The sequence below is a fragment of the Chitinophaga ginsengisoli genome, assembly GCF_003014595.1.
GTDB lineage: Bacteria > Bacteroidota > Bacteroidia > Chitinophagales > Chitinophagaceae > Chitinophaga > Chitinophaga ginsengisoli.
Genome location: NZ_PYGK01000001.1, coordinates 686,497 through 712,620 on the forward strand (window position 1 = coordinate 686,497; position 26,124 = coordinate 712,620).

At 45.4% G+C, this 26,124-nt stretch carries 19 protein-coding genes; 14 read left to right on the forward strand and 5 right to left on the reverse strand.

Annotation, left to right across the window (positions count from 1 at the left end; all coding sequences use genetic code 11):
• Nucleotides 1–101: 101 nt before the first annotated feature.
• The 3 genes from CLV42_RS02930 (at nt 102) to CLV42_RS02940 (ending at nt 4,147) form a co-directional block, all read left to right on the forward strand.
• On the forward strand, nt 102–1,772 hold the full coding sequence (locus CLV42_RS02930; protein WP_106600387.1) for a S41 family peptidase: 1,671 nt from the start codon (nt 102–104) through the stop codon (nt 1,770–1,772).
• Between the two features lie 187 nt (nt 1,773–1,959).
• Nucleotides 1,960–3,348 carry a Gfo/Idh/MocA family protein gene (locus CLV42_RS02935; RefSeq protein ID WP_106600388.1) on the forward strand — a complete coding sequence of 463 codons (1,389 nt, stop codon included), beginning with the start codon at nt 1,960–1,962 and terminating at the stop codon, nt 3,346–3,348.
• A 10-nt stretch (nt 3,349–3,358) separates the two neighbouring features.
• Nucleotides 3,359–4,147: a 3-keto-disaccharide hydrolase gene (locus CLV42_RS02940; protein ID WP_245901428.1), complete on the forward strand. Its 789-nt coding sequence runs from the start codon at nt 3,359–3,361 to the stop codon at nt 4,145–4,147.
• Nucleotides 4,148–4,240: 93 nt separating this feature from the next.
• Here CLV42_RS02940 and CLV42_RS02945 read toward each other — a convergent pair whose 3' ends face one another.
• Nucleotides 4,241–4,846 (reverse strand): superoxide dismutase, encoded by a 606-nt coding sequence (locus CLV42_RS02945; protein ID WP_106600389.1) that lies wholly within the window; start codon nt 4,844–4,846, stop codon nt 4,241–4,243.
• 350 nt (nt 4,847–5,196) lie between these two features.
• Between CLV42_RS02945 and CLV42_RS34125 the strand changes: the two genes are divergently transcribed.
• The 3 genes from CLV42_RS34125 to CLV42_RS02960 all read left to right on the forward strand — a co-directional run bounded on the left by CLV42_RS34125 (nt 5,197) and on the right by CLV42_RS02960 (nt 7,336).
• Nucleotides 5,197–5,901, forward strand: a complete 705-nt coding sequence (locus CLV42_RS34125; protein ID WP_106600390.1) for a LuxR C-terminal-related transcriptional regulator — start codon at nt 5,197–5,199, stop codon at nt 5,899–5,901.
• A gap of 153 nt (nt 5,902–6,054) precedes the next feature.
• Nucleotides 6,055–6,264 (forward strand): hypothetical protein, encoded by a 210-nt coding sequence (locus CLV42_RS02955; RefSeq protein ID WP_106600391.1) that lies wholly within the window; start codon nt 6,055–6,057, stop codon nt 6,262–6,264.
• A gap of 145 nt (nt 6,265–6,409) precedes the next feature.
• A complete protein-coding gene (locus CLV42_RS02960; protein WP_106600392.1) occupies nt 6,410–7,336 on the forward strand; it encodes an SPFH domain-containing protein in 927 nt (308 codons plus the stop codon).
• A 65-nt stretch (nt 7,337–7,401) separates the two neighbouring features.
• Here CLV42_RS02960 and CLV42_RS02965 read toward each other — a convergent pair whose 3' ends face one another.
• From CLV42_RS02965 to CLV42_RS02975, 3 genes are all read right to left on the reverse strand, one after another.
• Nucleotides 7,402–7,842, reverse strand: coding sequence for a nucleoside deaminase (locus CLV42_RS02965; protein ID WP_106600393.1), 441 nt, complete (start codon nt 7,840–7,842; stop codon nt 7,402–7,404).
• An 8-nt stretch (nt 7,843–7,850) separates the two neighbouring features.
• On the reverse strand, nt 7,851–9,974 hold the full coding sequence (gene ligA / locus CLV42_RS02970; RefSeq protein ID WP_106600394.1) for an NAD-dependent DNA ligase LigA: 2,124 nt from the start codon (nt 9,972–9,974) through the stop codon (nt 7,851–7,853).
• Between the two features lie 908 nt (nt 9,975–10,882).
• Complete coding sequence (locus CLV42_RS02975; protein WP_106600395.1) at nt 10,883–14,209, reverse strand: methylmalonyl-CoA mutase family protein; 3,327 nt, start codon at nt 14,207–14,209, stop codon at nt 10,883–10,885.
• A gap of 174 nt (nt 14,210–14,383) precedes the next feature.
• On the opposite strand from CLV42_RS02975, the gene CLV42_RS02980 reads away from it, so the two are divergent.
• The 6 genes from CLV42_RS02980 (at nt 14,384) to CLV42_RS03005 (ending at nt 23,435) form a co-directional block, all read left to right on the forward strand.
• On the forward strand, nt 14,384–15,817 hold the full coding sequence (locus CLV42_RS02980; protein ID WP_106600396.1) for a glycoside hydrolase family 125 protein: 1,434 nt from the start codon (nt 14,384–14,386) through the stop codon (nt 15,815–15,817).
• A gap of 99 nt (nt 15,818–15,916) precedes the next feature.
• Nucleotides 15,917–17,698, forward strand: coding sequence for a MutS-related protein (locus tag CLV42_RS02985; protein ID WP_106600397.1), 1,782 nt, complete (start codon nt 15,917–15,919; stop codon nt 17,696–17,698).
• A 50-nt stretch (nt 17,699–17,748) separates the two neighbouring features.
• Nucleotides 17,749–18,831 (forward strand): PA0069 family radical SAM protein, encoded by a 1,083-nt coding sequence (locus CLV42_RS02990; RefSeq protein ID WP_106600398.1) that lies wholly within the window; start codon nt 17,749–17,751, stop codon nt 18,829–18,831.
• Between the two features lie 805 nt (nt 18,832–19,636).
• Complete coding sequence (locus CLV42_RS02995) at nt 19,637–20,266, forward strand: DinB family protein (RefSeq protein WP_106600399.1); 630 nt, start codon at nt 19,637–19,639, stop codon at nt 20,264–20,266.
• Between the two features lie 722 nt (nt 20,267–20,988).
• The gene (locus CLV42_RS03000) at nt 20,989–22,050 is read left to right on the forward strand and encodes an AAA family ATPase (RefSeq protein WP_245901430.1); all 1,062 of its coding nucleotides are present in this window, start codon (nt 20,989–20,991) and stop codon (nt 22,048–22,050) included.
• 218 nt (nt 22,051–22,268) lie between these two features.
• Nucleotides 22,269–23,435 (forward strand): sterol desaturase family protein, encoded by a 1,167-nt coding sequence (locus CLV42_RS03005; protein WP_245901432.1) that lies wholly within the window; start codon nt 22,269–22,271, stop codon nt 23,433–23,435.
• On the opposite strand, the gene CLV42_RS03010 is transcribed toward CLV42_RS03005, so the two are convergent.
• The gene (locus CLV42_RS03010) at nt 23,432–23,920 is read right to left on the reverse strand and encodes an RNA polymerase sigma factor (RefSeq protein WP_106600402.1); all 489 of its coding nucleotides are present in this window, start codon (nt 23,918–23,920) and stop codon (nt 23,432–23,434) included. The two genes, CLV42_RS03005 and CLV42_RS03010, sit on opposite strands and share 4 nt — an antisense overlap.
• A gap of 406 nt (nt 23,921–24,326) precedes the next feature.
• On the opposite strand from CLV42_RS03010, the gene CLV42_RS03015 reads away from it, so the two are divergent.
• Together CLV42_RS03015 and CLV42_RS03020 are read left to right on the forward strand one after the other, a co-directional pair.
• On the forward strand, nt 24,327–24,956 hold the full coding sequence (locus tag CLV42_RS03015; protein WP_245901434.1) for an NAD(P)-binding protein: 630 nt from the start codon (nt 24,327–24,329) through the stop codon (nt 24,954–24,956).
• Between the two features lie 17 nt (nt 24,957–24,973).
• Nucleotides 24,974–25,846 (forward strand): hypothetical protein, encoded by an 873-nt coding sequence (locus tag CLV42_RS03020; protein WP_146154300.1) that lies wholly within the window; start codon nt 24,974–24,976, stop codon nt 25,844–25,846.
• The last annotated feature ends 278 nt before the right edge of the window (nt 25,847–26,124 follow it).

The window sequence follows — 26,124 nt, forward strand, 5'->3', positions numbered from 1 at the left end:
TTGTCATATATCAGAACAGATCCCAATGTTTAACAGTTTATGTGTAATAGATTAAGTAAATTTCACACCGGAAGATTATTCTCACTCTAACTGAATGACCTATGCGTGCATTTTTTCGCAGAAAAAGAAATATTGTGCTGGTATTGGTGCTGCTGATAGGTGGCGGTATGAGTATCATGGGCTATTATAATGATAAGGACAAATACTTTGAAATAGCCAAGAACCTCGACATATTCGCCGCCTTTTACCGGGAGCTAAATACCTATTACGTGGATGATCTGCCACCCGAAAAACTCATGTATAAGGGCATTGACGCCATGCTGGAAGAAACAGACCCTTATACGGACTTTGTGCCTGAAGAGAACCTGGATGAGCTGAAATTTATGGCCACCGGCAGATACGGAGGGGTAGGGGTATCTGTTAACACTGATAGTGACCGCACCGTCATTACGGACGTATACGAAGGCAGCCCGATGGATAAAGCGGGCGTAAAGCCAGGAGACATTATTCTGTCCCTGGATGGTAAATCTACCAAAGGCATGGAACAGGAAGAGATCAGCCGTATGCTGAAAGGCGCGCCCGGCTCCGCCCTGGCAATGGTGACCAAACATCCTGTAACAGGCGCTGAAAGCAATAAAAAGATCATCAGGGAAGAAATAAATGTAAGAGCAGTGAGCTTCTCCGGTATTACAGGCAGCGATGTTGGATACATCCGGATGACCCAGTTCACAGAGAACAGCGGACAGCTGGTACAGAGTGCTTTTGAAGAACTGAAAAAACAGTATCCGACTATGAAGGGTTTAATCCTCGACCTGAGAGGTAATCCCGGTGGTTTGCTGGATGAAGCGGTATCTGTGGCCAATATCTTTGTAGACAAAAATAAACTGATCGTCAGCACCAAAGGAAAGGTGAAAAGCTGGGACAGGGAGTACAAAACAGAAGAACCTGCCGTAGATGCACATATTCCGCTGGTAGTACTGACCAACCGCTCTTCTGCATCAGCTTCCGAGATTGTGGCAGGTGCTATCCAGGACCTCGATAGAGGGGTTATTATCGGCCAGCGTTCTTTTGGTAAGGGATTGGTGCAAACTACCCGTCCGCTGCCTTATAATGCGAAACTAAAGGTAACCACTGCCAAATACTATACCCCCAGCGGTCGTTGTATACAGGCTATCGACTATTCCCATCGCAACAGTGATGGGGAAGTGGAATCCATGCCGGATTCGCTCCGCCGTTCATTCAATACCCTGGCGGGTCGTAAAGTAAGAGACGGAGGTGGTGTTGAGCCGGATGATGCCGTAGAGCCTACCCTGCTCAGCCAGGTGGCTATCACCCTGTTGCGCAAACAATACATTTTTGACTACGCTACCCAGTATTATTACAGCCATCCGAAGGCACCACAGGCCAGTACCTTTACGCTCAGCGAAGATGACTTTGCAGATTTTCTGAAATACCTCGATGGCCGGAATTATAGCTACAAAACACGTAGTGAAGAGGCGTTGGAAAGTTTCCAGTCTACCGCAAAAAAAGAAAAGTACTATGATGCAGTAGCGAAAGAGTTTGAGGCATTGCAGGTAAAAATGAAACATGATAAGAAACAGGACCTGCTTAAAAATAAACAGGAAATCAAACGCCTGCTGGAAGAAGAGATCGTGAACCGCTATTATATGCAGCGCGGACGTATAGAAAAATCATTGTCCAGCGACAATGAAGTGAATGAAGCTATTGCTGTATTACATAAACCAGAGCGTTATCAGCAGTTATTGAAGTAACAAGATCAATCTGTAAATAATATTTGAATAGTCCATGGACAGCCGCTACAGGCGCTCGTCTATGGACTATTCTCATTTATAGGTACGCCATTATTCCTGCGGAAAATTATGATTTCCCGCTTTTTAATTATAAATTATACTTCTCTTATGCTCCAACACACGTTATTGTAAAACTAAATGAAAACACATGCCTGAAAATTCTAACAACAACTCACGCCGGGGCTTTATTACCAAACTGGCTAAGAGTGTCGTAGGCGCATCTTTGTTGCCCAACATCATCACGGCTGCTGACAGGCAGCGAAATATGCAGTCACTTTATCGCGTCAACGAAAAGTATAGCGCCAATGATCAGATACAGATTGCGCTGATCGGTGCAGGCGGTATGGGTACAGCAGATACCAACACGGCGATTACAGTACCGGGCGTTAAACTGATTGCCGCCTGCGATCTGTATGACGGCCGCCTGGCAGATGCAAAGAAGAAATGGGGTAATGATATTGCCACTACACGCGATTACCGGGAGATCCTGGAGCGGAAGGATGTGGATGCTGTCATTATTGCTACGCCCGACTTCTGGCACAAGGACATCTCCGTAGCAGCTATGAATAAAGGCAAATCTGTGTATTGTGAGAAACCCATGGTACATGATATCACGGAAGGTCCTGCGGTTGTAGAAGCACAACAGCGGAACGGCAAGGTGGTATACCAGGTGGGTAGTCAGGGTATGAGTTCCTTGGGGAATGAAAAGGCAAAACAATTATTAAAGGAAGGCGCCATTGGTAAGCTCAACTATGCAGAGGGTTTCTGGGCCCGTATGTCTCCGTTTGGCGCCTGGCAATACCCTATTCCGGCTGATGCATCTCCGAAAACGGTTGACTGGACTACGTACCTGGAACATGCGCCGAAGCGGGATTTTGACCCTTTACGTTTTTTCCGCTGGCGTAATTACAGAGACTATGGAACAGGCGTATCCGGCGATCTGTTTGTACACCTGTTCTCCAGCCTTCACTTTGTAACGGGCGCTATCGGTCCGGAGAAAGTAATGGCGACTGGTGGATTGCGTTACTGGAAAGACGGACGTGAAGTACCCGATATTATGCTGGGTATGTTTGACTATCCCGAAACAGAAATACATCCTGCATTCAATCTCTCACTGCGTGTAAACTTTGTAGATGGTACCGGTGGCACTAACTATCTGCGTATGGTAGGCAGCGAAGGCTCTATGACCGTGGAATGGGATAAGGTGACATTGTACAAAAACAAAAACAATGCAGATGCCTCTGATCCTTTAACACAGGGGAAAAAGGATGCGGATCCGGGCAAGCAATATGTCTATCACCGTAAGGATATGCTGCCACCTGAGAAACAGGAATACATGGCGGAAGAAGGATATAAAGGGGCGCACTTCGATCATTTTTACAACCTGTTCAATGCTATGCGTACAGGCGGTAAAGTAAGTGAAGATGCACTGTTTGGTTATCGCGCCGCTGCGCCTGCATTGTTGTGCAACGATAGTTATTTTCAAAACCGTATTATTCAGTGGGATCCTAAGGCCCTCAAATTGATAAACAAATAAAAAAGCAATCATGATGAAGAAATTATTTGTTCCCGTAATGTCAGTAATGGCAATCAGTGTAATGTCATGTGGTGGCGGCACCGGTTCCACCAGTAAAGATTCTGCTACTGTAAAAGAAGATACAACTGCACAAGCAGCACCTGTAACAGATACTGCGCAGAATGTATTGTCAGACACAGAAAAATCAGAAGGTTGGGCACTGCTCTTCAATGGCCAGAACCTGGACGGATGGCATATCTACAAAGGCAAAACGTCTAACAGCTGGACAGCCGAAAATGGAACATTACATTGCCTGGGTAGCGAGAAAGACAAGAGTGATAAACGTGCTGACCTGACAAGCAATGATACATATGAGAACTTTGAGTTCAGGACAGACTGGAAAATAGCGCCTAAGGGTAATAGCGGTATCATTTATCTGGCTTCTGAAGATGAAGATGCAGCTTACCTGAGTGGTCCGGAGTATCAGTTAATAGATGATGAGAATTTTCCTGAGAAACTGGAAGAGTGGCAGAAAACAGGTGCTAACTATGCAATGGGCGCACCGTTGGTAAAGGCTGCAAAACCAGTAGGTGAATGGAATCATACACGTATTGTAGTGAACAAAGGACATGTAGAGCATTGGCTGAATGGCCAGAAAACGGCAGACTACCAGATCGGTTCTCCTAAGTGGAAAAAAGCGAAAGCAGAAGGAAAATGGAAGGATGCGAAGAAGTATGGAGAAACAAAGAAAGGCCACATCGACCTGCAGGACCATGGCAGTGAAGTATGGTTCAAAAACGTAAAGATCAAACAGTTGTAAGCAGATTGCATTTACTTACATAAGTAGTCTATATGAAAGAGGCCGTATCATACGCATGATACGGCCTCTGGCTTTACAGCAATGTGTTATGAATTAGATAGCAGCTTCGTAGTTCTTAGCAACTGCATCCCAGTTTACAACGTTCCAGAAAGCTTTCAGGTATTCAGGACGACGGTTCTGATACTTCAGGTAGTAAGCATGTTCCCATACGTCGATACCCAGTACTGGTGTACCTTTTACTTCAGCAACATCCATCAGTGGATTGTCCTGGTTAGGAGTGGAAGAGATTTCCAGTTTACCATCTTTTACCAGCAGCCAGGCCCAGCCTGAACCGAAACGGGTAGCACCTGCATTCGCGAATTTCTCCTGGAATTCAGCGAAAGAACCGAAAGTGCTCTTAATAGCATCAGCCAGTTTACCTGTAGGCTCACCACCAGCATTAGGGCCGATCACTTTCCAGAAGAAGCTGTGGTTCCAGTGGCCACCACCATTGTTTCTAACAGCAGGGCTGATTTTGCCAGCGTTTGCTACCAGCTCTTCCAGGGATTTATTTTCATTTTCAGTACCGGCAATTGCTTTATTCAGGTTGTCTACATAAGCCTGATGGTGCTTACCGTGGTGAATTTCCATTGTCAGTTTGTCGATATGCGGTTCCAGTGCGTCGTGTGCGTACGGTAAGCTCGGAAGTGTGAATGCCATAACTTAATGTTTTATTGCGTTAATGAATACGTTAATGAATATGTGTCTCAAAAAGAGTTTCCAAATTTACTGCCTAATCTCATAAATATCAAAACAGGTCCTGCCTGCTATCATTGTTCCGGAACGAACTAGGTGGTTCCGCCCAATTCGCATACCAATTGTGTTGGATATATGCTTTTTTATTTTATATTTACGTTAAGCGTTGTAACAAATTTCGTATTACATTCCTGTTCGTATAAACGTTAAAGTTACAATACTATACAAATCCTACGCTGATGTTTGGGAGGTGGGGATTATTGCGCCATTCTTGACCTATTGGTTTCAGCTATTGTTTGTATAAAACTTAATGTATGTTGACAGATTCGGACATGGGCCAGAACTATTCCCTCAACGCCTTGCAGAAAGAAAATGAACTATTAAAGACACGGATCCAATCGCTGGAAAGTCTTCTGAACAACGTACCAGCCTTGCTTTATACACACCAGAATAGTACAAAGACGATCAACTGGTGTAACCGCTATATGGAAGATGTAACAGGATATACTATAGCGGAGATGAATAGCATGGGATTGGATTTCTTCAGAGATATCATGCATCCGGATGACTTTGATCTGGCTGTGATAGCCCAACAGTCGTTCAAAGAGAATAAGAATGTTTTCGGGGGAGTATTAAGATTTCGCAAACGGGGTACCGAAAACTGGTACTGGCTGACGGGGATGGCCATTCCGTATACCCGGGATGAACACGGAAATGTAAAAGAAGTGATCTGTGCATTTGTGGATATGACCATGGCGATGGACACGAATGACCAGTTGGCGGAAGCTATGCTGGACGTTATGCGTCGTAAGCATGAAGACGTGATCAGTAAGCTGACACTCCGTGAGCGCGATATCCTGAAACTAACCGTTAAAGGATTGAATAATAAAGAGATAGCTGCAGAACTGAACCTGAGCCGGTATACCGTTGAAACCCACCGGAAGAACATCAGGATCAAACTGAAAGTCCGGAATACGACCGAGCTGATAGCTCTGGCAAGAAAGGTTGGTTATCAATAATTTGTGTAATATTTGATACTGTCCAGGTACAGGCCGGCGGTATAAAAATACCCAAGCTTGGGTATTTGAACCCAAAACAAACTCGACTAATTTAGTGGCATTAACCGAAACAGATTTAAAACGTTAGAAAGACATTCTGAAACCCCTATTGCCATGATTACAGAGGAAAGTGCATTGAGTATACTGCAGCTTGACGGTTCAGCAACGGCGGAGGAGATAACTGCAAGATATGAAGCGTTAAAATTTCAATATAAAAAGATAAAAGATGAGACGGGAGATCTTAAAACCCGTCTGGCCTATCAACTGAAGCAGATTGAACTTGATGACGTCTATATTTATTTCAGAAGAAAACAAAGGATATAAGTAAAGCATTTTTTCTTCATTCGTTGTGTTTTTGACCCGGCTTTCGTCCGTTGTTTGTATCTTCTTTAAATATTAACTTTCTCATCTAAAGTCATTTCCATATTGCCGTCTTTTATCATACATTTATACCCATAAACTCCAATATATGGGTACTGTATACATTATCATCGCCGTATTACTTGTACTGATCATCTTTTCCAGCTTCGTGACAGTACAGCAGGGTACGATCGGCGTCACCACAATTTTCGGAAAGTACAACCGCGTGTTATTCCCCGGGCTCAATTTCAAGGTCCCTCTGATTGAGAAAGTATTTAAACGTATCTCTATCCAGAACCGTTCTGTGGAACTGGAATTCCAGGCTATTACTATTGATCAGGCCAATGTTTATTTCAAGGCCATGCTGTTGTATTCTGTATGGAACCAGGATGAACAGACCCTGAAGAATGTTGCTTTCAAATTCGTAGATGAGCGCAGCTTCATGCAGGCCCTGATCCGTACTATTGAAGGTTCTATCCGTGGTTTTGTGGCGACCAAACGCCAGTCGGAAGTACTGGGATTGCGTCGTGATATTACCGAGCACGTAAAAGAGCAGATTGACAAGACCCTGGAAGACTGGGGATATCATCTGCAGGACCTGCAAATGAACGACATCACTTTCGATGAGGCCATCATGAAATCTATGGCGCAGGTGGTAGCCTCCAATAACCTGAAAGCAGCGGCTGAGAATGAAGGCCAGGCATTACTGATCACCAAAACCAAAGCGGCTGAAGCAGATGGTAACGCTATCAAGATCGCTGCGGAGGCAGAACGTCAGGCAGCACAGTTACGCGGTATGGGTGTGGCGCTGTTCCGTGAAGAGGTAGCGAAGGGTATGACTATGGCGGCTAAGGAAATGCAGCAGGCTAACCTGGATACTTCTGTGATCCTCTTCTCCATGTGGACAGAAGCGATCAAACATTTTGCGGAAAACTCCAAAGGTAATGTGATCTTCCTGGACGGTTCATCTGAAGGTATGGATCATACCATGCAGCAGATGATGGCCATGAATAAACTGATGGAGAACAGAAAATAACCAATGATCTTCTTAAAAAGTAAAAGCAACCGGGGGTATCTGATGAAGATAACCCCGGTGTTGTTTTATAGTCTTCTTTGTTCGAAAAAGGTCTTGACAAGCTGAAGGCTTTCCTCCTCACAAGGGCCTTGCTCTAATTTTGTTTTAGGATGGAAAGGAGAAGTATCGCCTGCTACTTTACGGTAGCTGTTCTTATCATCCTTCGCGGCATATACAATACGCCCGATCTTGCTCCAGTAAAGGGCGCCTGCGCACATCAGGCAAGGTTCCAGTGTAACATACAGCGTAGCCTCCATCAGGTATTTACTGCCAAGGTAATTGAATGCAGATGTTAAGGCGATCATTTCCGCATGTGCGGTACAATCGTTCAGCCTTTCTACCTGGTTATAACCTTTACCTATTATTTTATCGCTCATCACCACGATAGCGCCCACAGGAACTTCCCCGTCATCAAAAGCTTTTTTGGCCTCCCGGAGTGCCTGTTGCATGTAATATTTATCGTCCATATACCTGTTTATTCTGGTGTGGTGGGAGATTGGATCAGGTTCAGGAAATCATCTTCACTCAGTATTCTGATGGTGTTGATCTTTTTCGCCTTTTCCAGCTTGCTGCCCGCATCGTCACCCACTACCAGGAAGTTCAGTTTACTACTTACACCGCTGAGGATCTTTCCTCCCTGTTCTTCCACCATTGCTTCTGCATCACTGCGTTTCAGTTTGTTGAGTGTACCGGTGAATAAGAAGGTCTGCCCATCCAGGCTGCCGCCGGCAGGATGATCAGCCCTGGTGCTTTTTAGGTTTACACCCAATGTTTCCAATTCCTGCAGCATGTGAATATTGTCTTCTGTCTGGAAGAACTGTTTGATACTACCTGCTACTTTAGGCCCGATATCTTCCAGCTCCAGCAATTGTTCTTCCGTCCATTCTTTATAGTCCAGCAGGTGATTGACTGCGTTCGCCAGTGTTTTAGCGGTAGTCTCTCCCACATAGCGTACGCCCAGTCCAAACACCAGGCGGTGTAATGGCTGTGTTTTAGACTGCTCTATAGCAGCCTGCAGATTGGTGAGCGATTTCTTTCCAAAACCTTCAAGTTGTTCCAGTTTGCCGAAATCCATCTTATAAATACCTGGGATGTCTTTCATCAGGCCCAGGCTGTAGAACTTGCGTACATTGCTTTCACCCAGGCTGCGGATGTCCATAGCATCTTTACTAACAAAGTGGATCATTCTTTCCACCACCTGTGCTTCACAGTTCAGGTTGATGCATCGCCATACGCTTTCACCCTCCGGCTTGAACAGCGGCTCATTGCAAACGGGGCATTTAGTGGGGAACTTGATATCTTCTTCTGAGCCGTCACGCAGGTCGGCCAGCGATTTTACAATGTAAGGGATCACATCACCCGCTCTTTCAACCAGTACCGTATCCCCGATCTTGAGATCTTTTTCACGCACCACATCCTCGTTAAAAAGGGAAATGGAACCCACCGTAACACCACCGATAGGAACAGGATCAATTTTCGCTACTGGCGTAACAGAGCCGGTTCTTCCCACCTGGAATTCTACTTTCCGCAGCTTACTGGTGGCCTGTCTGGCCTTGAACTTATAAGCCATGGCCCAGCGGGGATGATGTGTGGTCATACCCAGGCGGTCCTGCAGGGCATAATCATTCACTTTGATCACCATGCCGTCTATCTCGTATGGCAGGCTGTCTCTTTCCTTTTCGAATTCCAGTACATAGTCAATGACAGCCTGAATACCTTTCACGACTTTCATTTCTTTTGCAGGTGAGCGGAAGCCCAGCTGTGATAACATTTGAAGTGTATTGCTGTGTGTCCTGATCTCTTCCGGTTCCCTCTTTCCATCTTCCATAGTATGATAGCTCATATGATAGAGGAACGCTTCCAGCCCGCGTTTGGCTACCTCGCGGGGATCCACCATACGAAGGGATCCGGAGGCGGCATTACGCGGATTGGCCAGTGGCGGCAGATTGTCTGCCGCGCGCTGTTCGTTATAGGCTTTGAAAGTATTTTTATTGATCAGAACTTCTCCTCTTATCTCAATAGTCTGGATACCATGAGCGGCGAAACTGGCGCCCAGGGGAATAGAGCGGATCTGCCGGATGTTGGTGGTAATATCTTCACCAGATACGCCATCGCCGCGGGTAGCGCCCCTGGTAAGTTTATCGTTCTCATATATTAATGAAATGCTGGCGCCGTCGAACTTCGGCTCGATACAGTATTCTATTTCACTCAAACCACTGATCTCCCTGGCCTTGCGGTCCCAGTCATTCAGGTCGTCTGCGTCATAAGAGTTTTCCAGGCTCAGCATGGGTACCAGGTGCTGTACTGTGGGGAAGGCTTTTGTGAGGCCCTGAGCTACACGTTGGGTGGGGGAATCTGCGCTGACTTTGTCTGGATTGCCGGTTTCCAGTTCTTTCAACCAGGCATACAACTGATCATATTCGTAATCACTTAAAACGGGGTCGCTTTGCACATAATAGCGCCAGTCATTGTAAATGATCACCCGGCGCAGGCCATCCAGGGTTTCGTCCAGATCCTGAATGGTTTCTTTTTGCTGCAATTTTCTTAACAGGTCCTTTGCTAATTGTAGCAAAGTGATTTCTATTTCTTTCGTATACATATGAAAATACTATCAGAGTGTAAAATACAAATACTTTGAAAGTTATAGGTGAAAATGATTTTAAATGCTCTGTGGTGGCCGATTTTAGTCAGATTACCTGCCGTTCGCGTTTATTTTTTTTCAGAAAAAGATGTTAAAAAAGTTTTTTATTAACAAAAATTTAATTAAGATTGTGTAACGAAACGAAAGTATCTGAAAGGACCAAAATTTAAGTCAGAATTTCTGCCGTAGCAAGTGCCAATTTTGAAAACCCGCTACCTGAAATTCAAAAGAACGAAGAAATGTAGATTTTTGACCGTATTGCTTTTATTATATTTCCATGTTACGTTAAAAATTGCTTTTATAAATTTCCATGTTAATGCTTTTATGATTCTGCGTTAATGCTTTTATGTAATTCCATGTTAGAATATTAGCCTTTATAAGTTCCACGTATATAGATTCCACGTAAAATATTATCTAATTCCACGTCAATGAAATCTTGCATTGCGTATTGTATTTGTGAGATTTTCTTCCCCTGCATAAATAATTTATGCAGGGGCATTTTATTTTAGGGCAGGTTGTCACCAAGGCCCAAACTTCCTGTTCGATTGAGATTCGTTCCGATAAGCTTTGAGATTACTTTATCCTGCGTTCATGCTCCGTCTTTAACGGAAGATGAACGCAGGATAAAGCTATCTCAAAGTTTATCGAAACGAATACGTAAGGAAACGGGGAACTGGTTTTGGTATTGAAGCAAATATTGAGCTTATAGGACAGCGATATGATCTCTATTCACACATGCCGGTGTCCTGTGGACATCGACCGGAGTCACGAAAATAATCGCGCTAATATTGTGTCAGCAAACATAATCAGTGGAGCTGCGCCTACACGCAGGAAAGGAGCAGCTCCTGCAACATAGAAGTCAAGGCTTACATATTCCTCCTGTACTGGCCTCCGACTTCATACAAGGCGTGGGTGATCTGTCCCAGGGAGCAGTGTTTTACTGTTTCCATCAGGGCCTCGAACAGGTTCCCGTTATTGACCGCCACTTCCTGCAGCTGTTTGAGCGCTGCCGCGCTGCGGTGTTCGTGTCGCTTGCGGAAGGCCGTGAGGGTGTTGATCTGGAACTCTTTTTCCTCTTGTGTAGAACGGATCACTTCACCGGGAATGACAGTAGGGGAGCCCTTCTTATTCAGGAAAGTGTTCACACCTACGATAGGATATTCACCGGTATGTTTCAGCATTTCATAATGGAGGCTTTCTTCCTGGATCTTGTTCCGCTGATACATTCTTTCCATGGCGCCTAATACGCCACCTCTTTCCGTGAGGCGGTTGAACTCGGCCAGTACGGCTTCTTCCACCAGGTCGGTCAGGTCTTCTATGAAGAAAGAGCCTTGTACAGGATTCTCATTCTTAGCAGTACCCAGTTCCCGGTTGATGATCAGCTGGATGGCCATAGCCCTGCGTACGCTTTCTTCTGTGGGCGTGGTAATGGCCTCATCGTAGGCGTTGGTGTGCAGTGAGTTACAGTTGTCGTAGATGGCATATAATGCCTGGAGCGTAGTCCGGATATCGTTGAAATCTATCTCCTGGGCATGCAGACTACGTCCGGAGGTCTGAATATGATATTTCAGTTTCTGTGAACGGTCATTGCCCTTGTATTTATACTTGATGGCTTTTGCCCAGATGCGTCTTGCCACGCGGCCGATAACCGCATATTCCGGGTCCATACCATTACTGAAGAAGAAAGATAAGTTGGGCGCAAAATCATCTATGTGCATGCCGCGGCTCAAGTAATATTCCACATAGGTGAAACCGTTTGCCAGCGTAAAGGCCAGCTGTGTGATCGGATTGGCTCCCGCTTCGGCAATATGGTAACCGGAGATGCTGACAGAATAGAAATTGCGAACTTTCTGTTTGATGAAATACTCCTGTACATCTCCCATTAGTTTAAGGGCAAATTCCGTGGAGAAAATACAGGTGTTCTGCGCCTGGTCTTCTTTTAGAATGTCTGCCTGTACTGTGCCACGAGCGGTGCTCAGCGCATGGGCTTTTATCTTTTCGTAGACCTCGTGTTCCAGTACTTCGTCTCCGGAAATACCCAGGAGCTGAAGGCCCAGTCCATTGTTGCCTGCCGGAAGGTCTCCGTTATAGTGTGGCAGCGGATGGTCTTTGAATTTTTCTTTGATGATGGCATTTACTTTATCGGTCAGTCCGTGTTGTGCTATATACTTTTCACATTGCTGATCGATAGCTGCATTCATAAAGAAGGCCAGCAGGATGGGGGCGGGACCGTTGATGGTCATAGATACGGAGGTCTTCGGATCGCAGAGATCGAAACCACTGTATAGTTTTTTCGCATCATCAACGGTAGCGATGCTTACCCCCGAGTTACCCACCTTACCATAGATGTCTGGCCGGTGAGCAGGATCCTCTCCATAGAGGGTCACGCTGTCAAAGGCGGTGCTGAGGCGTTTCGCCGGCTGGTCAATGGATACATAATGAAAGCGTTTATTGGTGCGTTCAGGACCGCCTTCGCCCGCAAACATACGGGTAGGATCTTCTCCCTCTCTTTTCAGTGGGAATACACCTGCAGCGTATGGGAATTCTCCCGGCACATTTTCGGTGAGCTGCCAGCGAAGAATATCGCCCCAGTCCTTATACCGCGGAAGGCTGATCTTGGGAATGGAGGACTGTGACAGGCTTTCGCTGTAAAGCGGCTGTCTGATCACTTTATCCCTCACCTGGTATTCGTAAAATTCAGCACTGTACTGTTTTTGCAGGTCGGGCCACTTGTCTATCAGTTGCTGACATTCCGGGTGGAGCTGTGTACGCAGCTGGTTGGCAATATCCGCCAAGGCTGCCTGTTGCGATGCATGTAAGAGAGCGGCAGCTCCTTGCAGCTGGTACAGGCGGGTAGCGATACCACACTGTTCCTCTACCCATTGGCCATAGTCCCCGATGCTTTCACTGATCTCTGCCAGGTAACGGGTGCGGGCAGGAGGGATAATCTGGGATTTGGTAGTGGTAGCGTCTGCCGTTTCATGGGTCACGTCGCCAAAGCGGACGTTGGTCTTTTCTCCTATCACGGCCAGCAGTTTTTCGAACAGCTGATTGATGCCATGGTCATTGAACTGGGAGGCGATGGTACCGATAACAGGCAGCTGATCATCAGCGGTGGTCCATAGTCCGTGGTTACGTTTATATTGTTTGCGCACATCATGCAGGGCATCCAGTGCGCCGGCTTTGTCGAATTTGTTGATAACGATGACATCGGCATAGTCCAGCATATTGATCTTCTCCAGCTGAGAAGCGGCGCCGTATTCCGGTGTCATTACATAGAGGGCAACATCACAGTAATCGGTGATAGCCGTATCGCTCTGGCCAATACCGGAAGTTTCGAGGATGATCAGGTCAAAACCGGCAGTCTTACAGATATCAAGTGCTTCCTGTACATGCGCGCTGACAGCTTTATCGCTCTCACGAGTGGCGAGGGAGCGCATGTAGGCCCGGGGATGATGGATGGCATTCATCCTGATACGGTCACCCAGTAGTGCGCCGCCGGTCTTCTTTTTAGAAGGATCCACAGAAATAACGGCAATCGTCTTTTTATCAAAGCTATGCAGGAAACGCCGTACAATTTCATCAGTCACACTACTCTTACCTGCGCCTCCGGTACCGGTGATGCCCAGTATCACGCCCTTGCCTGTTTCTGCAGGAGGAAGAGGAGTACTCAGATGATCATTTTCTGCAACGGTAATAGCCTGCGCTATTAGTTTGTCATTGCGGGAAGGCAGTTCATGCAGATGTCCATTCAGCCCCGTAGTGGTAGGAAAATCACACTGGCGGATCACATCTTCTATCATACCTTCCAGGCCCATATGACGGCCGTCGTCGGGGGAATAGAGGCGGGTGATGCCATAACGGTGTAATTCTTCGATCTCGGAAGGGAGGATGGTCCCCCCGCCTCCGCCGAATATCTTAATATGACCGCAGCCCTTCTCGTGGAGGAGGTCATACATGTACTTGAAAAATTCAAGGTGACCACCTTGATAAGAAGTGATGGCAATACCCTGGGCATCTTCCTGGATGGCACAGTCCACAATTTCTGCAGCTGAACGGTTATGCCCCAGGTGAATCACTTCCGCGCCTTTTGTCTGCATGATGCGCCGCATGATGTTAATCGCTGCGTCATGGCCGTCAAAAAGGGAAGCCGCCGTAACGATACGGATCTTATGTGATGAATTGTCAGTCATATTGTTCTGGTGTTTGAACGTATTATGGCAACGTGGGGCCGGTTAGGGATGTAATTTACGAAAATCGTAACTGCGGAATATTCACACATTTTTTTATTTTACAGCCATTATTCACGTTTATGAGTTGCATTTCGTAGAAACAAAGGCAATCGTAATAGAAAATCTATATCAGAAATGGTGGCAAGACGAGATTTTATCAGGAACAGCAGTTTGCTGGCAGGCGCTGTGGCGCTGGGTTTTCCAAAGGCAGTACTGGGTATGACGGCAGATTATGTATCCCAACGTCCGCCGCTGGCACAACGTAAGTTCACCAGCGAGGCCGTAGAAAAAACAATCGCAGCAATTAAACAACAGATCGCAGATCCTAAACTGGCCTGGATGTTCGAGAACTGTTTCCCTAACACACTGGACACTACCGTACAGTTCAAAGTGGAAAAGGGCCGTCCGGACACCTTCGTATTGACCGGCGATATCCATGCGATGTGGCTGCGTGACTCCACTGCGCAGGTGTGGCCTTACCTGTCCCTGATAAAAGAGGACGACAAACTGAAACAACTGATTGCAGGGGTGGTGAACAGGCAGACAAAATGTATCCTGATCGATCCTTATGCGAATGCCTTCAACGAAGGGCCAACCGGTAGCGAATGGGATTCTGACCTGACTGAAATGAAGCCGGAACTGCACGAGCGTAAATGGGAAATTGACTCCCTCTGTTATACCGTACGTCTGGCTTACAACTACTGGAAAGAGAGTGGTGATGCCAGCGTGCTGGACGACAACTATAAAAAGGCGGCTAAGTCGATCGTGAAAACGTTCAAGGAGCAACAGCGTAAGGAAGGCAAAGGCCCTTATAAGTTCCAGCGTAAAACGCCGGTTCAGTCAGACACTGTTCCAAATAGTGGCTGGGGCGCACCTATGCAGCCGGTGGGGCTGATCGTGTCTATCTTCCGTCCTTCTGACGATGCGACCGTTTTCCCTTTCCTGATCCCTTCCAATATGTTTGCCGTAGTATCCCTGCGTCAGCTGACTGAGATCAGTGAAGTGGTGTTCAAAGATGCTGCTTTTGCAAAAGAGTGCCGCGACCTGGCCGACGAAGTGGACAGGGCGATCAAGGCATACGCTATCGTAGAGCATCCGCAGCTGGGGCATATGTATCCCCTGGAAGTAGATGGTTATGGTAACCGCCTGTTCCTGGACGATACCAACGTACCAAGCCTGTTGTCTATTCCTTACCTGGGATATACCACTGTGGATGATCCATTATACCAGAATGCCCGTCACTTTGTATGGAGCACTTTCCATTGCTGGTTCTACAAGGGTAAATATGGTGATGGTGTAGGTAGTCCGCATACCGGACCTGATTTTATCTGGCCGATGAGTATTATCATGAAGGCGCTGACCACCAGCAATCCGGAAGAAATTGCGGAATGTCTGAAAACACTGCGTAATACAGATGGTGGCACAGGTTTCATCCACGAGTCCTATCATAAAGATGATCCAACCAAATACACCCGTAAATGGTTTGCATGGGCCAATACACTGTTCGGTGAACTGCTGCTGAAAATAAGCAAAGAGCATCCGGAGCTGTTGAAAAGACAATATGCATAAACCGATTTCATATATCTCTTTTAGTGCTCATCCTTCGTATACAAGCGAAGGATGAGTATTTTTAGGACTGTTTTAATCTTCACCTTAATGCGATAACCCATGGCCCCTTTAGCCATTTACGAACAGCAGATCAACGATTATAAATCAGAAATGACACAAGTACAGCGGCGATTAAGTGCGCTGGGCTGGATAAGGCTGTTATGTTTTGCAGGTGTCCTTTTCTGCGGATATAAATTCTTCCGCAGCGATTTTGACTATACCTGGTTACTGACAGGATTGCTTCCACTAGCGGCGTTTGTCGTGGTACTGGTGCGTTACCTTTCACAACAGGAGAAACTGGCTCTGCTTAAAACATTGCTGGATCTGAATGAAAAGGAATGGCGGCTGGCGGCTACAGGGCAATCGGGTTTTGATGACGGCAACCGGTTTGGAGATGAGCAGCATCCTTATACCGGCGATCTCGACGTATTCGGCCAGGCTTCCCTTTATGCGCATATGAACCGTACCGGCACATTAATGGGAGCGAAAGCGCTGGCAGATGCATTGAAACAACCCCTGATGGACGCAGTACACATCAGGCAACAACAGGAGGTAGTGCGGGAGCTGACACCGCGGTTTAAATTCCGGCAGTTGTTTGCTGCGCATGCATCGCTGATAGGGGAACAGCCCGAGGATATACCCGGCCTGTATAGGTGGTTATCCATGCCATATGAATTCCTGAATGAAAAGTGGATCAACATTGCACGCTGGTTAATGCCCCTGCTGTTGTTGGGAGGAGCGGTATATTATTTTGTAGCGGACGAATATTATGTGTTCACTTTTTTCCTCTGTGTGAACTGGATTATACTGGGATCGCAGATAAAGAAGGTAAATGCGCAACATCAGCTCATTTCCAATAAGGAGAAGACATTTGGTAAGCTATCATGGCTGCTGCAGTTGATCAGTATGGAAAAGGCAGAAAATGCGACGCTGCTGAGAGCGCAGCATGAGCAGGCCCTTGCCGCGAAAACAGCGCTGAGTCAACTGGCGAAGATCTGCAATGCGCTGGATCAGCGTCTGAACCTGCTGATAGGTGTATTCCTGAATTCATTGGTATTATATGATCTGCATTGTATAATAGCCCTTGAAAAATGGAAATCCCGTTATAAGAACGAATTGCCTGGCTGGCTGGATGTGATCGAGAAAATGGAGGTCTGGAACAGTATGGCCACATTTGCCTATAATCATCCGGAATATATTTATCCTTCTATTAACGATAATGAGACCCAGCTGGTGGCCACCGGTGTGGGGCATCCACTGATCCCGGCGGCGGAGTGCGTACGTAATGATATTGGTATCGGTGCTCCACAACAGTTCCTGATCATTACAGGGTCTAATATGAGCGGAAAGAGCACCTTCCTGCGCAGCGTGGGTAGTAACCTGGTGCTGGGGCTTCGCGGAATGCCGGTATGTGCTGCCAGCTTTGCCTGTAGTCCGATGCAGATCATGACCTCTATGCGTATCAAAGATTCCATAGCCAAGCATACGTCCTATTTCCAGGCGGAGCTATTACGTCTGCAACAGATAGTGGGAGTGCTTAGGAGCGGCGCGCCGGTATTTATCCTGCTGGATGAAATATTGAAAGGCACCAACTCCGAAGATAAACTGGCAGGTTCCCGGCGGCTGATAGAACATTTCCTGCAGTATCACTGCCTGGGAATGATTGCCACGCATGACCTGGAGCTGGGACATATGGAGGAGACCTATCCTCAGCGTATCCGTAATTATTGTTTTGAGAGTACCATTAAAGATGATCAGCTATTCTTCGATTACCGCATCCGGGAAGGTGTAGCGCGTAATAAGAATGCGACTTTCCTCATGCAAAAGATGGAAATAATATGATTTGGTAAATAGCTAATTAATTTAGTATTTTTACTAAAAATATTAGCTGTATGACCTTGCCATTTCAGGAGGGGATTCCTGAAAATCCCTATTACAAAGGACGTGGAGCCCAGTTAAATCCTAAGAACAAGTATCTCCGGAATGAGTATGCGCAGGAGCATGTGGAAGGTATCGATGAGTGGTGGCAGGCAGATGTGCCTACCCAGATACTGGAGGAGCATGCAAAAACGCTGGTCAATAAAGTGGACAGCCCGGATGTAGGGATGTGGTATTCTATGAATCCTTACCAGGGCTGTGAACATGGTTGTATCTATTGCTATGCGCGTAATGCGCATCAGTTCTGGGGTATGAGCGCGGGACTTGATTTTGAACGGAAGATCGTGGTGAAGCGGAATGCACCGGAATTGTTGAAGAAATTCCTCGATAATAAGAACTGGGTACCCAAACCTATTTCCCTTTCCGGCAATACGGACTGTTATCAGCCGCTGGAAAGGAAGATGTTCCTGACCCGCCAGTTGCTGGCTATAGCACTGGATTATAAGCAGCCTATTGGTATTATTACAAAGAACTCGCTGGTGCTGAGAGATAAATATATCCTGCAGCAGATGGCGCAGCATAACCTGGTATGTGTATACGTATCTATCACCACTATGCAGGAGGATCTGCGGCAGAAGATGGAGCCGCGCACTACCACCGCAGCACAGCGTCTGAAGATCGTGAAGGAACTGAGTGACCTGGGTATTCCGGTAGGGGTAATGACTGCACCGATGATACCGGGACTAAATGATCATGAGATGCCAGCTTTATTGGAAGCAGCTGCGGCAAATGGTGCGAAGTTTGCAGGGTATACTGTCGTTCGCCTGAATGATGCGGTGAAGATCATATTCAATGACTGGTTGTATAAGAACTTTCCTGACAGGGCCGATAAAGTATGGCATCAGATAGAGAGCCTGCATGATGGCCATGTGAATGACAGTGATTTCGGCCGGCGGATGAGAGGAGCAGGGAATATTGCAGATATGATCCGGCAACAATTCAAGGTGCACACGAAAAGACTGGGAATGAACCAGGAACGTTTTGAGTTCAATACATCGCTGTTTGAACGTCCGCAGGTGCAGTTGAAATTGTTCTGAGGGCCAGGTTGGGGCGAGGTAGTGCTGAACCGAGGGGCAATTAGGATTGTTCTGAGGAGACCGTGCCGGCCGAGAGTAGGGAAGGACCAGTTATGAAATTGAGTGAATAGCGACTGTCTGGTGTAGCAGGATGGGGAACAAATGTACTTTTCGCACATACTAACTTTATTGCAACACAAGATATATCTATGATGTAGATCAGTTTTAAGTCGCGGGACGGCGGGAAGATGGTCTGGACGGGCGCAGGAGCATTTTAATTATGAGTATACCTACCTGTTAACAAAAAATTGATGTGGGTATAGAAAAAGTTTATTAGTTAAAATGCGGAAATAAAAAAAATAAAAAATATCTTTGTGTAAGCAATAAATAAAAAATGAAACGCAATCCAGAATATACTATTTCGGCGATGTCCTGTAAGCAAAAGCAGGCCAGAAGTAGGTTGCGGGTATGTTGCACCAATTGTTAACGAATTCAAGTTATCAAATGATATAACAAAGGTCCCGCAGAGATTGCGGGACCTTTTGCTTTAGAAGAATCTAAACAATGATTGAGCAAGACAACTGTGAGATAACTGTAAGGTATATATATCGCCTGGTAAAGCCGGCGGTCAGTGTACGAAAGGATGGCTTCGCCTTAAGGAAGCCTAATGGGTATAGTGTGTAGTCAAACATAGAACTTATGTATATGCTACCCGGCCCATTTGATGGAGCCGGGTTTTTTTATAAATATTCAATAAATACTGTTATGTGCCAGAGCCGTACAGAAAGTGGAGCTGGTCAGGTGCATAACCCCAAACCGATAGATCATGAGAAACGTAATTCAATCAGTAAGAGAGGCATTGCTTACCAACTTCAGGGAGTTAGACACCTGGTTCGAAAAAGATTTGGACCTGCTACACTTTAAACCGGATACAAACCATTGGAATATCCGGGAGGTGCTGGAGCATATCAGCCTGACTAACTATTTTCTGTTGCTTATTATTAACAAGAGCACACGCAGAGCATTGGAACGTAAACGTTCTGCAAATGCGATTATCTTACCGGCAGACTACCAGGATAAGTTCGATAAGATTGACGTGATTGGCAGCCGTTCATTCGGCTGGATCAGACCAGAACATCTGGAACCAAGTGGTTTGCAGGATATGAGAGATATCAGGGTGTTGCTCAAACAACAGTTCGCACAATGTATGTATAACCTTAGTTTGCTGAAAAATGGCGAAGGTATGCTGGTATTGACCAACATGTCTGTGAACCATTTGGGTAAACTGGATATCTATCAATATATCTATTTCCTTACCAAACACATTGAACGGCACATCCGCCAGATGCAACGTTTGGCTAAGCAATATGAAGGAGCATCAGCAGAAGATGATGTGGTGACAAACGATACAGTGAATGCTCCTGACGAAGAAGCAGAAAGCATGTTATTGATATAAATAGGTCGACCTCTCATCGTCTGTTGTTTTGGGCACCCTTTGAGTAAAATAAGCACCGGTGGCTGAATGCCACCGGTATTTTTATAGCGCGGATAGTAATAGCAGTAGAAAACTTTAAAGAAAAAAGTGCAAAAAAATTGTTAAAGTTCCAATAATCGATATATATTTGCACTATCATTAACGAATAAACTATTTAATAACATGCTCAATACACAAATTCACATGAACACAACGCCAGCATCCTTTGAGAAGGGTGGTTGCAGCGGGTTCCGGGCATGTTATAAGTTTAAATGAGAAAAACTTATTAGCATATATAAAGCCCCGGGACCAAGGCCCCGGGGCTTTTTCTTTTCAGCAAAACTGAATGAAAGGCAAACGGATAAAAAGACATAGTAACCAGGGCCAGTCTGCGTATTGGAGCATAGTGCTGCTAACATCAGCACTAATCAGACCAGGTATGCGATGACGTAGTATATACGTTAACGTTATTGGCCCGGTCTGTGTAAACTGACCGGGTTTTTTTATGATATTTTGGATTGAGTAGGTACAATTAGTTAACGTAAAGCGGGGTATTCTTACCCCGCTTAAATTGAACCTTCTTCAGTCATTAACAGATTGTTTTCGTCTTAATTTGTATTAACCCCCCGTTGTCATTGCCGGACGCCAGGAGCGTTCCGGTATATGATAACCAACATGTACATTTGCATACTTATTTGAACAGCATGGAGAATATTTTACCGCAGCGGGTGATAGGAGGAGATAATATTTTTGGGAACGGATTAATGGAAAGCAAATCCCTGTACCTGTATTATTTTAATGCTTTGCCTAATGTCAATTTTATTTATACTATAAATGGCGAGAAGTCGCTGGACGCATTTAAAAAAGCATTCGCAGACCGTATCGTAAAAATTTACATCAGAGAAGAGATCGGTGATAAAGACAAAGAATATAAACATGATCTTGCCCTGATCGTACTGAATAATGAAAGTGTAATTGAATTCGGAGATGATTATTGTGAGATCCTGCATAATGGCACATCTCCGGACTTGATAGCAGAAGTGACAGCTTTGGTACGTAAATACCGTACCCGTGAAAAGCGTAAGAAGTATGAGATCAATCTCATCACCACGGGAGAACGTGGACTGACACTGAAAGCCATGGAGTTTAAAAGAACGAAGCTGGACCTTTCATTATATTATGAGGATGATTTTACCGCAATAGATCAGCTGATCTATAAACGGCTGAATACAAATGATGACAAAGGTATTGTGCTATTGCACGGATTGCCCGGTACAGGTAAGACCACTTACCTGCGTTACCTGATCGGACGCCTGAAGAAACGCGTATTGTTCCTGTCGCCCGCGGTGGCAGCGAATATCATGTCGCCAGACTTTATAGACCTTTTGATCGACAATCCCAATACGATTCTGGTCATTGAAGATGCTGAGAACATTATCATGGACAGGAAAACATCGGGTAATTCATCCGTGTCCAACCTGTTAAATCTGTCTGACGGTCTGCTGGCAGACTGTATGAATGTACAGGTAGTATGTACTTTCAACAGTGATCTTTCCCAGATAGACGGAGCGCTGATGCGTAAAGGAAGGCTTATTGCCAAATATGAATTTGGTAAACTCTCCGTTCGCAAAGCGCAGCAACTGTCTGGTAAACAGGGATATAATACTGTTATCAGTCAGCCTATGACCATTGCAGAGGTCATGAACCAGCATGAACCTTCTTTTGAGAAGAAGGAGATCCCAATCGGTTTTCGCGCCCAATTCTAACACCTGATACCAATTGCAGACGTGTGGTTTACTACACGTTTGTAATTGGCTTTTTTATTTGTCTACAAAAATGATGGACTAATATGTGAGAAAAATTGTAATATTGTTTTGATTTCACTCCGTTGGCCACCAAGCAATAGAGATTTTATCTGTAATCGAAACTATATCAAGTGCATTTAAATCACATGGCTTGGGCCGTTCCGTTATTCCTTGGACTGATGGGAATAGAATATCTGGTGGCGCGGAAAACGGGGAAGAACTATTTCGGCTTCAGTAGTACAGTCAGCAACATTAACATCGGTATCGCAGAAAGACTGCTGGATACCTTTACAGTAGGTATTTTCTATTTTATCTATGATTACCTGCAGCACCATTTCGGCGTGTTTAACATCAGATCCAGCGTCTTGCTCTGGATAGCCCTGCTCATCCTCACAGATTTTATCTGGTATTGGTACCATCGTCTGGCACATGAAGTGAACCTGCTCTGGGCGGCACATGTGGTCCATCACCAGAGTGAAGATTTCAATTATACCGTGTCGGCGCGTATCACTGTATTCCAGGCTTTTTTCAGGATGTGCTTCTGGTCAGTGCTGCCGGTGATCGGTTTCCCCGCAGCAATGATTATCAGTGTGCAGCTGGTACATGGCATTTATCCTTTCTTTATCCATACCCGGACTATTGGTAAGCTGGGTATTCTTGAATACATCTTCGTAACGCCTTCCCATCACCGGGTGCACCACGCATCCAATGATAAATACCTGGACAGGAACTATGGGGACGTCTTCATTATATGGGACAAGCTGTTCGGTACATTTGCCCAGGAAGAGGAAGAACCGGAATACGGACTAACAAAGCCCCTGGACAGCCATAGCTTCCTGTGGCAGCATTTTCATTTCATCCTTGAAATATTCTATACGTTAAAACAAACCAAAGGCTTCAAAGCGCGTTGGCATGTAGTGTTCGGCAAGCCTGATCATATAGATCCGGAAATTCGTCCAAAGCTGGAAGAGCGATTCCTGTTCCGTAACACCACCACGGGTGCGTCAAAGAAACTGCAGCAATATGTGGTATGGCAAATGGGCGCCATTCTACTGCTGTTGTTCCTCTTCCTGTTATTTGAAAACTATATACCTGTTTTTGCCCAGGTATGCACTACCCTGGTTATTTTACTGACATTGGTGAACGTTGGCGCTATTATGGAACAACGGCGCTGGGTGTTTTTCCTGGAATATGCGAGACTGGTAGTCACCTTTACGGCCTTATTTTATATATGGCCGCATCCTTTGTTGCTGTTGGTTTTCGCTATTGTACAGCTTCCCTTTTTCCTTTACCGTTCGAGTATCGAAAAAAGGTATCTACAGCTGGTGTATGGCGGAAAGCGCTAGTGGCGGGACATGGTAGTACACAACAGTTTGCGGGCAAGGTGTATCCTGCTTTTGACTGTGCCCATAGGCTCATGCAGCATTTCCGCAATTTCATGGTATTTGAAGCCGTCGCAATACAGCAGGAGCGGCTTCTTAAAAGATAAAGGGAGCTTGTACAGGGTTCCCTTTATTTCTTTGGTACGGATCATATTCTCTGCATTCACATCCGCCAATGTATTGTTTGTGATATTGGGCGTGAGTTCCAGTGAGCTGGAATATTTTGCAGATCTCCTGTAATCGTTGATGAAGAGGTTGCGCATGATGGTATATAACCAGGCCCGGATATTACTTCCTTCGAGATATTTGTCTTTGTTTTTCAGTGCTTTATATAATGTTTCCTGGTAGAGGTCCTTTGCTGCCTCCGGGTCTTTAGTTAATGCCATTGCTACTGGCTTAAGAAAATCAGCGTTTTCTAACAGTTGTACCTGGAATGTCTGAAAGCTCATGGCCTTGGGGAGTTAGTTGTAGATTTGGGATTTGAATTGTATTGTCGCTCAGGCACCCGGCCTGCATATTTAAAGATACAAACGTAGAAACAGCCGCGGCTGGATTGAGTTGTAGGAAAAAAATAGCGTATCCGGGACTCTTATGGAACAATATGACTGGTTTTCATTATGTTAATATTTATATGTTATTTTTAATAGCTTTACAGCCGGATATTTAAGACTGTAGTTCGTCACCAGCAAATGATATTTTTAGAAGTCAGGCCTATACCAACGAGACTTTTTACAGCCTAGTTATATTCGAAAGGTGTTACGTGCGCTTATGCGAACGGCCGTGTTACACCATAAATTTCCATAGAGATAGATAGTCCCCCTGTACATTGCAGGAGCCGGGCACAAAACTGAATGAATGACTGAATTTGATGTTTTAATTGTGGGGAGTGGATTGTTCGGGTCGGTATTTGCACATGAATGCAGGAAGGCGGGAAAAAAAGTGCTTGTGATAGACCGCCGTCCGCATAGCGGTGGCAACATCTATTGTGAGAATGTCAATGGTATTAATGTACACAAGTATGGTGCTCACATTTTCCATACCAACGATAAGCCTATCTGGGACTACGTCAATTCCTTTGTAGCGTTCAATAACTACGTGAATTCACCACTGGCAGTATACAAGGATGAGTTGTACAACCTGCCATTCAACATGAATACCTTCCATCAGCTGTGGAAAGTGAAAACCCCGCAGGAGGCAAAGGCCATCATTGACAGGCAGGTGGCAGATCTGAATATCACGGAACCACAGAACCTGGAAGAGCAGGCGCTTTCGCTGGTAGGACCGGACATATATGAGAAGCTGATCAAAGGGTATACAGAGAAACAGTGGGGCAGAAAGGCCAGTGAACTGCCGGCATTTATTATCAAACGTCTCCCTTTACGGTTCGCCTACAATAATAACTACTTCAATGACAGGTACCAGGGCATTCCTATCGGCGGATATAATAAGCTGACGAAGGGTTTGCTCAGCTGGCTTATAAGTTAGGAGAAAGAGGTTTTGATGTGGCGATGTACTACTATCCCAATAATGTAGCGCAGCCCGTGAGCGAGAACTATCTCAAATACAACTGTAAGTATGTGACGGAGGTAGAAGACCGGGAAGAGAACCTGGTTATCATCCCTGAGTTATATTTCTATTTTGCTGATCAGTTCAAAAAGATACGGAAATGTGCCTGGTGGCTGAGTGTGGACAACCTGTTCAAGGCCATTGAAGCGCCGAAACACTACCGGATGATCCGGAAGCTGAAAATAAAATGGTTACACAGGGCCGTTACACTCAATGGTAAAGTGAAGGGTAAATTCAACTATCACCTTGCGCAGTCTGCATATGCCCTCGACTTTTTAAAGCAATGGAAGATAGATGCAATATATCTGTCTGACTACCTGAATGCAGATTTCCTGAAATCCTCCCGTGAGGTTGACCTGACTGCCAAGAAGCCCCAGATATTATATAATCCACTGAAAGGATTCCGCTTTACCAAAAAGATCATGGCAGCGATGCCCGGTTCGAGGTGGATACCTTTGCAAAAACTGACACCTGCCCAGGTAGGAGACCTCTTAAAGGAATCTATGGTGTATATCGACTTCGGTCACCATCCCGGTAAGGACCGGTTCCCCAGGGAGGCTGCCATTTATAAGTGTTGCGTGATTACGGGTAAAAAAGGTTCTGCTGCTTTCCACGAAGATGTACCCCTGCCGGAGCAGTATAAGATCGCGGACAGGAGGAGCAATATTCCGGAGATCGTGAAGCTGATTAATTCCTGCCTGACGGACTATGACCAGCATATCGGCAATTTTGCATCTTACAGGGAGTGGATCTATAAAGAAGAACAGGAGTTTGAAAAGGATGTTACGCAGATCTTTGTGAAGGCGTAATATTTTGTTAATGAGTTAAATATGATACCGTGGCACGGTTTCTGAATAACTGGGATCTTTAAAAAGGATCCCTTTTTCTATTAATATGACAGCTGAAAGTTTTCCGTTGTAACTGTTGAGCGGACATACGTTACATATATATGTAAACGATTGATAATTGTTGATGATTGAGTATAAGGTGCTAACAGGCATAAATGCCTCCTTTAGGCTTTTTCTGTCCTCATATGACAATTATTTAATTGGTTTCCACTATGTTAATATTTATATGTTATTTTTAA